Genomic DNA, 10817 nt, shown 5'->3' on the forward strand with positions numbered 1-10817 from the left:
TTCCTCATCTCATGAAAAGGCTCATACCTGTGGTGGTTTCGTTTTGCATGCTGTTCGCTACTGCGGCAACGAGCACGGGCACAGGTCTGGAATCCGGATCAGAAAAAATAATCAACACGCCGGTAAAAGAAGACCTGTATGTGAGCGGTGGCACCATTGTGGTAAATGCCAGCATTCAAGGCGATTTTGTGGCTGCCGGAGGCACGATAGCCGTGCATGATACGGTTGTGGGCGATGTGCTGGTGGCAGGTGGAAACCTGGCTTTAAACGGCTTTACCGGGGACGACATCCGTGCAGCCGGCGGTACCATTAAAATTACAAACGACGTAGCCGGTGATGTGGTAGTGGCAGGCGGAAAAGTAGAGATCGGTCCGCATGCCCGGATCTTTGGCAACCTGATACTGCTGAGCGGAGAGGCGCTGGTGAACGGTACCGTTAAAGGTAACATGAAAGCTACTGGCGGAGAGATCTTCCTGAACGGCACTGTAGAGAAAGAGCTGCAGGCCAAAGGCGGGAAGTTGTACCTGAATGGTACCGTGCGGGGCAAGGCAACGCTGGCTGCAACGGAAATTATCCTGCAGGACAACGCGCAGTTTCACCAGGAGGTAGCTTACTGGCAAAAGGACGGGCCGCAAAATTTCGACAAAGCACTGGTGGGAGCTACTGCCCGTTTCAGACCCGACTTGCAGGTGGGAGATTCCGGTTCCAGGTGGTACTTTCTTGGCTTCGGTTCATTCCTTGTTCTGTTACTTTACCTTGCCTCCGCTTTGTTGCTACTGTTTGTGCTGCAATACGTTTTTGCGCCGGTTTTCAGGGAGGCTGGCGCAACCCTCGAAAAGCAAATCCCCCGGAAAATCGGGTATGGTCTTCTTTACCTGTTCGGCTTACCCCTGCTGGCCGTACTGCTCCTGATTACCGTTATCGGAATTCCCATTGGTTTGTTCGCGCTGTTTTTTTACGCTTTTACGGTGGCGGTGGCGCATGTCATTACCTCCCTGGTGGTGGCAGGCTGGTATAACAGCAACTACCAGAAAGGCTGGAGCAGTAAAACCTTGACAGGTGCGGCCTTTGTGATCTTTGTCCTCATCAAACTGCTGACCATCATTCCTTTTGCCGGATGGCTTTTATCTGTCCTGCTGATAAGTATAGCCTTTGGCGCAATCATCAACTACCTCCGGCATAAACCGGCTCCCCTGTTGGCATCACAATCTTCAATATAAAACCAAAACGCAAAACCCATGGAAACAACTAACACAAAAAACCTGCTCCAATCGCTTATCGAATCGTTTGCCCAGAACGCTGCCATTAAAAAAGTTTACGGAGAGCCCATCGATACACAGGGCAAAACCATAATTACAGTTGCCAAAGTATCCCAGGGATTTGGCGGCGGCTACGGCGGGAAAAATGATGACGCCCCAAGTGCACCGGCAGGAAATGCACCAACCGGAAACAAACCAGGAAAAGCAGGAGAAGGCGCCGGGATGGGCGGCGGCATGTCCATTACCCCGATTGGGATTTTAGAAATAACCGCTGACGAAACAAAGTTCATCCGTTTCGACACAACCCGTTACATTGCCCTTGGCGCTGCCTTAGGAATTGCAATCAGCACCTGGTGGTACCGCAGCAGAAACAGGAGGTTGCTTTCAAAAAAAGAGAAGAAGCAGAAAAAGAGTTGAAACTGTGGTAGCTGCTACAGTAACCTAAACAGGCACGGAAAACTCCCGGAAAACTGCTCATCCCGGCTAAAAAGTTCTGCTGCAGCTGCCACCACAGCCTCTGCTGCGCCATTTTGCTGGCCGTTGAAGGAAATTACGCTTACCACCTGTCAACCATCAGGGCTCCGCCTCCTTCAGCGGCAGCAAGGCTTTTCTTTGCGCCAGCTCCGTCAGTACGGTCTGCAGGACTTCATCTGATTTTTTTTCCGCATCTGCTCTCAGCAACCGATGTGCAGGAATTTCATCCGGTTCCTGGTACGACAGGCGCAGGTGGTCAAAATCCTCCAGGCGCGCATCCGACACTTCCTCCGCACAATGTTCCCGCTGCGCCAGTCGCTTCCGCAGCACATCATCGGGAGCCTGCATTTCCAGGAAATAATACATAAGATGCTGCTGCTCCAGTGCCTCTGCAAAGGCAGCCCGGCGGTTCCTGCTTCCAAAAGTAGCATCTACCACCATGTAGTGCCCGTTGCTGACGGTAGCAAGTGCTTCCTGCAGCAGGCGCTGGTAAACGGCATCGCTTGCCTCATTTGAATACAAACTCTCCCTAATCGCGGAGCTGGGGCGCTGGTACAAGGGCAAACCTGCTGTTTCTTTCCGGATCACGTCGCTGTTCAGATGCCGGCAGTCCAGCAGCTGCGCTATGTTTCTGGCCACTGTCGTTTTTCCGCTTCCGGTTTTTCCCATCACCAGGAGTACCGCAGGCTTCGAGCCAAAAAGCGCATACCGCAGCGCCAGGCTGATGTATTTGCCGGCCCGTTCGCGGCTCAACTGGCGTTCTGCTGCAGGCACCTCTTCCTCTTCTGCCCTGAAACACTCGACTTTGGCACGCACACAGGCCCGGGCACATTTGTAAAAGTCCATGAGCAGCTGCATGTCCGGGTCCTGCAGCAGTTCCGCCATACGGCCCGATACGTAAGTTGCCAGCTCGGGCCTGCCATGAAAATCCAGGTCCATGGCCAGGAAGGCAATGTCGGAGGCCACATCCGTATACCGGAACCGGTCGTTGAACTCGATGCAGTCGAAGATGCTGATTTTATCCTGCCAGATGTGGATGTGGTCCAGGTGCAGATCGCCGTGGCAGTCCTGTATCCGGAGTTCCTGCACCCGCTTCCGGAACAGGGCTTCGTGCCGCTCCATAAATGTGCGCAGGTAAAAGCTGATGGTGCTAAAAGACACCGGGTGCACCAGCTCCCCTACCCGCTGCCCGATCATGGTCAGGTTGTCCTCTACAATTTTACGGATAGCCGGAAGTTCGCCATAGGCAGAGACAGAGGCATCGGAGCGATAGGTTTCGTAAAAAGCCTTCAGCACGGCCAGCACCGCCTCCAGCATTTCTGCTGTAAGCTGGTTGGCCTGCAGTAACTGGTCTGCAAAATAACCGTCGGGCAACAGGTTCATCTGCAGGGCATACTCTACAATCTCGCCATCCGTTCCGAAACGTAACTGCCCCTCCTGCTGCGCTATCGGGAGTACCGCCACATACAAATCCGGGCAGAAACGGCTGTTGAGCTGGCGTTCCCGTTCGCAGTTCGTTTTCCGCTCCTGCAACGTCGTAAACTTCATAAAGCCCAGGTCTACGTGCTTTTTTACTTTGTACACAAAAGGTGGCGCAAGGGCCAGCACCGAGGCATGTGTCTGCACGAGCGTTACTGCTGCGGGGTGATGCGGGTAGGACGTAGGCTGCTGCAGGAAAGAAATAATCTGTAGGGATGATTGTTCGGCTTCGGACATAGACAGGTTAACTGGGTTTGCTTACGGATTGTTTTGCTGGAGCAGCGCGATTACCTCCTCATCGCTCACCTGCGGAAAATCTTCGTAAAACTGGCCGACCGCCTCGAACCACTCGGGCGCATACAGGCACACAAGTTCATCCACATCCGCCGACAGGCGCGCCACGGTTTCAGGAGGAGCTACAGGCACAGCCACCACCAGTTTCTGCGGCTTGCTTTCTTTTATCAGTTCAATGGTAGCTTTCATGGTGTTACCGGTTGCAATGCCATCGTCTACGATTATCACCGTTTTACCGGTCAGGTCAGTCGATTTCCGGTTGCCCCTGTAGAGCTGGTACCGCTGGCTGAGCAGCTCTTTTATTCGTTCTGTTTCATTTTTAATATACTCCTCCGACACTCCCGGGTAGCCCGACACGACAGCGCCATGAGTGCTCACGGCCCCTATCGCAAATTCAGGATTTGCCGGATGTCCTATCTTTTTAGTCAGCACGATATCCAGCTGAAACCCAAGCTCCTTTGCGATGGTTTCCCCCATAGGCACTGCTCCCCTGGGTATAGCCACCACTACTCCCTTTTCACCTTTGTATTTCCGGAGTTCGGTCACCAGTTGCCTGGCTGCGTCATCTCTGTCTCTGAACCTCATTTTCTTTTTGTTAAATACATGTTCTTCACTCAGTATCAGCAGCTCCTGCAGCACGTAAACTATTCTGTTACAAGATGATAACAATCACATCGTCAGGTAAACCGCTTTCTTTAATTAACGTTCCTATTAAAATAAAATACAATATTTTTTTAATTTTTTCCGGAGTTAACGCTCCTCCCCGGCAATCAGGGTGTGCCTGTTGCCTTCAGGCCTGTGGCAGGCCCTGCTAATATGTTTAACCTTCTAAAAAAGCTAAAGTTATGGAAACCAACAACACAGCAACTACAGATCATCAGCTCGAAGGAAGTATTGACGGTTTACACCGCGCGAGCAAAACATGGCTCTCCGAAATTGAATTATGGCGTATCGAGCTAGCCTTTTACCAGAAACTGCTCAACAAAATCAGTGTTAACCTTCCTTCGGCAGAAGAGAAAAAACGCCTGGATCATTTTGAAAACCTGCAGACTTATTTCCGGGGAGAGGTGTTGGACCAGTTCGCACACGACCTGCGGGAACACGAAAAATACCTCGGGAATTTGGCGGAAAACAAACAGCCTTTCAACGACCAGCTCTACCGCGAAGAGCACAAAAAATATGCTGACCAGCTGAACGCTTTCGAAGCGGATTTTAAAAACTACAGGAAGGACCTGCTTTCGTTTGCCGGGCAGTATGTATAAACTTAAACCTGGTATTACGCCGGTAGCAGCAGGCAACCCGCCCGATCCGGTTTAGCTACCAGGTAGCAGTTGTGCTCCAGCCTTAGCACAAGCTACAGGGCATTTACAGTCATCGTTCCGGGTACGGCAGGTTGATGATATCGGTCATGTGCCGGCATGATGCAGGTCATGTGAAAAGAGCGGCTGGCAAGGTAATTTTACATCCATAAGAAGTACATCATCAAACGCAATTACCATGAAAACTATCTTATGTGTTGCTGACGCGCCGGCAGGGGCTGAGAAAGCGATCAGTTCTATAACCGAACAGGTACAGCTCCATAATACCCGCATTATCCTTTTCCATAACATCCATACCAGGTTTGAAATACTGAAAGGCGGACCAAGCCACCTGCAGCTTATCGAGGAACTGGAAGAGCGAAACGAATACCTGGAGCTGATGGAAGCGCTGACAGGCCGCCTGAAGCAGCAAAACCCGGAGGCGGGAATTTCTTATGAAATCGAAATCAGGCATGGGCTTTTACAGGAAACCGTTCCGGCGCTGGTACTGAAAAAGCAGGTAGACCTGGTGCTGCTTTGCAACCAGGAAACACACCCCCAGGCGCTGCTTTCGGAAATCAGGGATAAGTCCGGCTGCCCGGTTTTGGTGGTGCCTCCACAGAGCGTCCGTTCTACAGAAACAAACACAGCCTTTGCCGCCATGCTGCAACATGAGCTGCTTGCAGAAACTGTTTCCTGACCACTCCTGCCCCGACATTTTGTAAGGCTGACCTGTTACAGCTCCTGAAAGCAAAGCAAGTCGCCGTTACATAGGAACCCCAAAAAAGACATCTGTCGCACGGGAAATTTACCTGTGCTTCAGGTGTCTTTGTTATGTCAGAACATCCTGTCACTACTATTTTTATCGTGCAAAACCTGGCTGCTCCTGCCACCACAGCCACTGCTGCTGCCTGCCCCGTGGTTAGAAGATTACCTGACAGAAAGCGATGTCTTCCGCAGCAGAAACCAGTTATTTGATTAACTTTAGGAACGAATCAGCACCAAAAACCTGACAGAAATGCGCACCACCCGCGGTTCCTCCGGATTTACCTTCCTTCTGGCGCTTTGCCTTGCTGTACTGGCACAGACACATGCCCAACAAGTAGCTTTTCCGGGAGCCGAAGGAGCCGGAAAATTTACAACTGGTGGTCGAGGCACAGCAGCTGCCCCTACCACTGTTTTCGAAGTCACCAGCCTCGACGATACCAACACCCCGGGCACCCTCCGCTATGCCCTCACACAGCCAGCGGCAGCCCGGACAGTCGTTTTCAGGGTATGCGGCACGATCCACCTGACCTCCCGCCTCAACATCTCCCGTCCCAACACCACCATCGCCGGCCAGACCGCTCCCGGCCACGGCATCTGCATTGCCGATCACCCGGTAATTATCAATGCCGATAATGTGATCATCCGGTTTGTGCGGTTCCGGTTAGGCGACAGGTACCAGGACAAAGGCAAAGTAGATGGCAGCGGCCACGACGATGCGCTGGCTGCTTATGGACGGAAAAATATCATCGTGGATCACTGCAGCATGAGCTGGAGCACCGACGAAGCTTTCAGTGTTTACGCCGGCGACAGTACCACCCTGCAATGGAACATCATCAGCGAACCCCTTAACTACTCCTACCACTTCGAAGCCGGCGGCACCGATTACCAGCAGCATGGTTTTGGCGGCATCTGGGGTGGCCGGCATGTATCGTTTCACCACAACCTGTTTGCCCACTGCCAGGGCCGCAATCCCCGTTTTGACGGCAGCGCCAACCTGGCTCCCCATACGCCCGGTCAGGAAAATGCCGATTTCCGGAACAATGTTATTTACAACTGGGGCGGCTGGACCGTGGACGGCGGCATGGGAGGCAATTACAACATCGTCAGCAACTACTACAAATACGGGCCTTCTACATCTACAGGCACGGCAAACGGAGTGCCGCGCCGCTTCCAGGTTGTTCGTCCCGACCGGAAAACAACAGCACCGGAACTGCCTTACGGAAAGTATTACCTGGCCGGAAATTATGTAGACGGCTCTGTGCCCGTAACCCGGAATAACTGGCTGGGAGCAGCCATGGCAGGTGGAACCTTAGCCGACACGGTACAGGCCAAAGTGGCTTCAGAATTTGAACTGGTGCCCCTGCCCACGCAGTCGGCACAGGACGCATATAAAGCTGTATTGCAACATGCAGGCTGCATACTGCCGGCCCGCGACCTGCACGACCAACGCATAGTAAGTGATGTAGTAAACAGAACAGGTGCCATTATCGATGTGCAGGGTGGCTTTCCGCATGGCACTCCTTACGAGCAAACCGTTGGCGCCTGGCCTGCATTAACCTGCGGTCCGGCACCCGCCGACGCTGACCGGGACGGGATGCCCGATGCCTGGGAAATAAGCCAGGGGCTCAACCCGAACAATGCCGCCGACCGGGCCCATACAGCCCCCAACGGCTACACCCATCTCGAAAATTACCTGAACGGATTAGCTGCGACTGTGCTGTCGGCAGCGCCTGAAACCAATACAAACCTGCCGCTGCTGGCTTACCCGAACCCAGTTGGAGAGAAGTTAACTGTTTCTCACCCTTCAGCCGGCCAATATGCTACCTTAACGCTGTTCAGCTTCGACGGAAAGAGGACAGGCAGCTTCACCTGTACCCCCCACAGCTACCAGACCGTACTAGAGATTGATTCCCTCGCAAAAGGCAATTACCTGCTGTTATATACCTCTCCCACCACACGGTTAACCTACCGCATTCTAAAACAATAACCTCATCAGGAAAAATACCTGGAGCCGGCAGTACACACGTTCCTCTTGGGAGCTGCGAAGCAGATGAAAAGTTTTACAATACGGCACCCGGTTCCGCATGCTCCTTGTTAAACAACCAGTCTTTTGCAGCCTCCATGTTGATAAACATTTCAAGTTTAACTTTGCCGGCCAGTTCAGACTCCTGGTCAATAAAATTTTTCACCTCAGCGCCCGATATCAGTGCCACATTCTGGGGTGTGGCTACACAAGCCAGCAGGTTTTTATGACGCAGATCAAAAGAAGGAAACAACTCGTTTATGGACCAGCTTTTATCAGCCACTGTCGTGAAATTGAGGTTGCGCATGTCAAAAAGCCATTTGTAAAGCCCCTGGGAACGTGCCAACTCCGAAGCTTTCAGGAGTACCTCCCGTAAGGCGGCATGGCTGACGTGCTGCAGCCAGGTCAACTGAATAAAGTTCAGGTCCGGATCTGCCTCTATTCTGGCAAATTCGTTGGAGAAAAGTTGGGTAAGTTTCATGATTCAGAACATTTAATTAACACCCCTTCAGGACGGTTACCGGGCAAAAGTACCGCTTGGATAATTAAACTAATTTTACAGGATTAGGTTAACTTTCAGGGATAAATAAATTTCTGCGAACAATTCAGGATAAGTTAACGCGCAGATAAATTTGCAGGAAAGGAAGAAGCTCAAAAAGCGTTCGGACTCTGTTGTTAGTGCATTAGCTCGGACACGTCGATCGCCCTGAGATAGGGCTCAAGAGAGGCTTCGTCGTTAAAGCCGCGCACCAACACAATTTTGTTTCCCGGCTCCAGGTACCAGACTTCTGCAAAGAAACTACCCATGTGGTACAGGCAGAGGCTGTATTTACCTGTGCTACGCGACGAAACAAATGCCCCCTGCTCCAGCACAAGTTTTGCCCTCTTCTCCAGGCTATAGCCGTTGATACCAAATAAATCCATACAGGAGCACGCTAAAAACAAATGTTTGTTAAAGATATAAAATTATTCCGAACCGGTAAAGCATTTCCGGTTCAGGTTTTTCTTTAAATCTTTATCCTGGCAGCTGTTTATACTTCTGTTCCTGTACCCCGGTTCGGTTTGAGTTCAACATTCCTTTAAAAGTATTATTAATAATAAAATAATATCTTCCTATATCTTAACGTTTTAGAATTGCGTAATAATAAAAAAAGCAGCCTTACACTCTTTTTGGCAGGCTTCTTGTATATACTTTTACAACCTGACACCTTCTGTATAGGTACATTAATTTAAGGAAAAATACAATATGATATTTACAATAACAACAAACGATATGGTGCGGACCTGCAAAGTTATTGATGTTGCTGATCTTCACCAGGGACTGGAGCACGGGCTGGTTTATATTAACGCTGATGGCTCAAATGGAAACACGCTGATTTCGAAATGTCCCAAAACAGATGCATTCAGATATGGCCCCTCTAATATTGAAATGGTAATGAGAGGCTGGAGGCCTTTTGTTTACGAAGACAATACGATGGCTGCTTAAGCAGCTTGATCAGCCGCTTGCGGCAACAAAAAACCTTCCTGTTCATGGTCCCTTTGGAGCCATGAACAGGAAGGTTTTTTGTTGTTCTTCTTCTCCCTGCCTTTCTTCAGAAGCCTCTGAAACAGCAGTACCATCCTCCAGATGCTTCACCCTGGTTGCAAGTTTCCGCCTGAATATCTATATTCGAAACCATTAATTTTCAGCACCCACCGTTACCAAACCCACTGCAGATGGCCGAATTAAAAACAAAAGAGAACGACCTGCCGGTAGAGGCTTTTCTCAACAGCATAGAACCCGAAAAGAAACGTTCCGACGCTTTTAAAATCCTGCAACTCATGCGCGAGGCAACCGGCCTGGAGCCTACCATGTGGGGCACGAACATGGTGGGTTTTGGCAAGTACAGCTACCGATACAACAGCGGCCACTCCGGCGAAAGCTTCCTGGTAGGCTTCTCTCCCCGCAAACAAAACCTGACGCTCTACCTCATGACCGGCTTTGAGCGGCCACAGGCGCTGATGGAAAAGCTGGGCAAGTACAAGAACGGTAAAGCCTGCCTCTACATCAATAAGCTCGAAGACGTAAATCTGGATGTACTACAGGAACTGGTAAAGGATTCGCTGGCGGCAACCGCTCAAATGGAATGGGTTACCATTGCTTAACCTTTCATAAACCTTTCTGCACCTGCCACCAAACCCACACCTGCTCCTCACCTGCTATCATATGGCCGCTACCGCACCCGTTACTTATAAAACCAGCATCAACCGCCTCGAGCACCTGATGGGAACGCACTACCTCGAAGTGCCGCCGGAAGTAATACAGCAGTTAGGCGGTAAACTGAAGCAACGGCTGCACTGCACCGTCAACCATACCCTCACCTTCCAGTGCGGACTCGTAGCCTTGGGCCAGGGCGCCGCCTACATCAGCCTCAACAACAAACGCATGAAAGAAGCCGGCATAAAATTCGGCGACGTAGTGCATGTATCGCTGCAACCGGACGAGAGCGAATACGGCATGGAAGTACCCGAAGAACTAGCCGAACTCCTCCGCCAGGACGACGAAGGACAGCGCCGTTTCCGACTGCTCACCCCCGGTAAGCAACGGTACATCATTCAATATGTGGCATCCGTCAAAAGCAGTCAGCTGCGCATCGACCGGGCCCTGCTCCTCATCAACAACCTCAAAACGCTGCCCGTGGGCAAAGAAAGTTTCCGGCAGATGCTCGGGCTGAAGTAAGCAGTCTGAACTGTGATTTGAATGATTTATGTGATTGATTGCTTATTTGCAGAAGAATTACGTGTTGTTTTTCTCAATTCGCTTTTAAATCATAATAATTCAAATCAAATAAATCACAGTTCAGACATTCCCACATCAGCACATTAATCAATACCCAAAAGTAAAAAGAACCTTCCATTACGATTCTGCTTTTAGCAGATGTTTCTGCAGCTTGCCCACAAGATCCCGAAAGGGATGACAAAGGAGAAATAGTTTGTGGAACTGAGTAAACACCATTAGGGATAACCACATTAACAAATTACTACATTACCACATTAACACATTAACCCATTAGCACATCAGCACATTAATCGATTAGCACATTAACAAATTACCCCATTCTCCTTTATGCTTTTCAGATAAAACCGACTTTGTTGCAACGAGTCTGTCCTTTTCAAGATTTCTCTCTTAGAGCTGGTTTACGTTATTTTATAAGCCACAGGTATTCCCCTCTGTCGCAACAG

12 protein-coding genes are annotated in these 10817 nt (G+C 50.6%); 8 read left to right on the forward strand and 4 right to left on the reverse strand.

The genetic code is table 11. The features are described 5' to 3' along the window. Positions 1–11: 11 nt before the first annotated feature. Both DCW36_RS09815 and DCW36_RS09820 read left to right on the forward strand, forming a co-directional pair. Positions 12–1220, forward strand: coding sequence for a polymer-forming cytoskeletal protein (locus tag DCW36_RS09815; protein WP_114783216.1), 1209 nt, complete (start codon positions 12–14; stop codon positions 1218–1220). Positions 1221–1238: 18 nt separating this feature from the next. Further along, positions 1239–1676, forward strand: coding sequence for a spore germination protein GerW family protein (locus DCW36_RS09820; RefSeq protein ID WP_114783217.1), 438 nt, complete (start codon positions 1239–1241; stop codon positions 1674–1676). A 156-nt stretch (positions 1677–1832) separates the two neighbouring features. On the opposite strand, the gene DCW36_RS09825 is transcribed toward DCW36_RS09820, so the two are convergent. After that, positions 1833–3449, reverse strand: coding sequence for a bifunctional aminoglycoside phosphotransferase/ATP-binding protein (locus DCW36_RS09825; RefSeq protein WP_114783218.1), 1617 nt, complete (start codon positions 3447–3449; stop codon positions 1833–1835). A 21-nt stretch (positions 3450–3470) separates the two neighbouring features. After that, positions 3471–4091: a phosphoribosyltransferase gene (locus tag DCW36_RS09830; RefSeq protein ID WP_114783228.1), complete on the reverse strand. Its 621-nt coding sequence runs from the start codon at positions 4089–4091 to the stop codon at positions 3471–3473. A gap of 260 nt (positions 4092–4351) precedes the next feature. On the opposite strand from DCW36_RS09830, the gene DCW36_RS09835 reads away from it, so the two are divergent. The 3 genes from DCW36_RS09835 (at position 4352) to DCW36_RS09845 (ending at position 7559) form a co-directional block, all read left to right on the forward strand. Then, positions 4352–4768, forward strand: coding sequence for a hypothetical protein (locus DCW36_RS09835; RefSeq protein ID WP_114783219.1), 417 nt, complete (start codon positions 4352–4354; stop codon positions 4766–4768). Positions 4769–5003: 235 nt separating this feature from the next. Next, positions 5004–5504, forward strand: coding sequence for a universal stress protein (locus DCW36_RS09840; RefSeq protein WP_114783220.1), 501 nt, complete (start codon positions 5004–5006; stop codon positions 5502–5504). 318 nt (positions 5505–5822) lie between these two features. Further along, complete coding sequence (locus DCW36_RS09845) at positions 5823–7559, forward strand: T9SS type A sorting domain-containing protein (protein ID WP_164891088.1); 1737 nt, start codon at positions 5823–5825, stop codon at positions 7557–7559. A 73-nt stretch (positions 7560–7632) separates the two neighbouring features. Here DCW36_RS09845 and DCW36_RS09850 read toward each other — a convergent pair whose 3' ends face one another. Further along, a complete protein-coding gene (locus DCW36_RS09850) occupies positions 7633–8076 on the reverse strand; it encodes a hypothetical protein (RefSeq protein ID WP_114783221.1) in 444 nt (147 codons plus the stop codon). Positions 8077–8270: 194 nt separating this feature from the next. After that, entirely contained in the window at positions 8271–8519 is a 249-nt protein-coding gene (locus DCW36_RS09855) for a hypothetical protein (protein WP_114783222.1), read from the reverse strand. 322 nt (positions 8520–8841) lie between these two features. Here DCW36_RS09855 and DCW36_RS09860 point away from each other — a divergent pair, with 322 nt between their 5' ends. From DCW36_RS09860 to DCW36_RS09870, 3 genes are all read left to right on the forward strand, one after another. Next, a complete protein-coding gene (locus DCW36_RS09860; RefSeq protein WP_125185462.1) occupies positions 8842–9081 on the forward strand; it encodes a hypothetical protein in 240 nt (79 codons plus the stop codon). Between the two features lie 230 nt (positions 9082–9311). Next, the gene (locus DCW36_RS09865; protein WP_114783223.1) at positions 9312–9740 is read left to right on the forward strand and encodes a DUF1801 domain-containing protein; all 429 of its coding nucleotides are present in this window, start codon (positions 9312–9314) and stop codon (positions 9738–9740) included. Positions 9741–9801: 61 nt separating this feature from the next. Beyond that, positions 9802–10314 (forward strand): DUF1905 domain-containing protein, encoded by a 513-nt coding sequence (locus DCW36_RS09870; RefSeq protein ID WP_114783224.1) that lies wholly within the window; start codon positions 9802–9804, stop codon positions 10312–10314. The last annotated feature ends 503 nt before the right edge of the window (positions 10315–10817 follow it).

This window comes from Botryobacter ruber (assembly GCF_003347595.2).
Classification (GTDB): Bacteria; Bacteroidota; Bacteroidia; order Cytophagales; family Hymenobacteraceae; genus Pontibacter; species Pontibacter ruber_A.

What these genes read in the sequence shown, in the direction of transcription:
- DCW36_RS09830 (WP_114783228.1), bottom strand. Translation starts at nt 4,091, where the DNA reads ATGAGGTTCAGAGACAGAGATGACGCAGCCAGGCAACTGGTGACCGAA.
- DCW36_RS09845 (WP_164891088.1), top strand. Translation starts at nt 5,823, where the DNA reads ATGCGCACCACCCGCGGTTCCTCCGGATTTACCTTCCTTCTGGCGCTT.
- DCW36_RS09840 (WP_114783220.1), top strand. Translation starts at nt 5,004, where the DNA reads ATGAAAACTATCTTATGTGTTGCTGACGCGCCGGCAGGGGCTGAGAAA.
- DCW36_RS09865 (WP_114783223.1), top strand. Translation starts at nt 9,312, where the DNA reads ATGGCCGAATTAAAAACAAAAGAGAACGACCTGCCGGTAGAGGCTTTT.
- DCW36_RS09855 (WP_114783222.1), bottom strand. Translation starts at nt 8,519, where the DNA reads ATGGATTTATTTGGTATCAACGGCTATAGCCTGGAGAAGAGGGCAAAA.
- DCW36_RS09860 (WP_125185462.1), top strand. Translation starts at nt 8,842, where the DNA reads ATGATATTTACAATAACAACAAACGATATGGTGCGGACCTGCAAAGTT.
- DCW36_RS09820 (WP_114783217.1), top strand. Translation starts at nt 1,239, where the DNA reads ATGGAAACAACTAACACAAAAAACCTGCTCCAATCGCTTATCGAATCG.
- DCW36_RS09835 (WP_114783219.1), top strand. Translation starts at nt 4,352, where the DNA reads ATGGAAACCAACAACACAGCAACTACAGATCATCAGCTCGAAGGAAGT.
- DCW36_RS09815 (WP_114783216.1), top strand. Translation starts at nt 12, where the DNA reads ATGAAAAGGCTCATACCTGTGGTGGTTTCGTTTTGCATGCTGTTCGCT.
- DCW36_RS09850 (WP_114783221.1), bottom strand. Translation starts at nt 8,076, where the DNA reads ATGAAACTTACCCAACTTTTCTCCAACGAATTTGCCAGAATAGAGGCA.
- DCW36_RS09870 (WP_114783224.1), top strand. Translation starts at nt 9,802, where the DNA reads ATGGCCGCTACCGCACCCGTTACTTATAAAACCAGCATCAACCGCCTC.
- DCW36_RS09825 (WP_114783218.1), bottom strand. Translation starts at nt 3,449, where the DNA reads ATGTCCGAAGCCGAACAATCATCCCTACAGATTATTTCTTTCCTGCAG.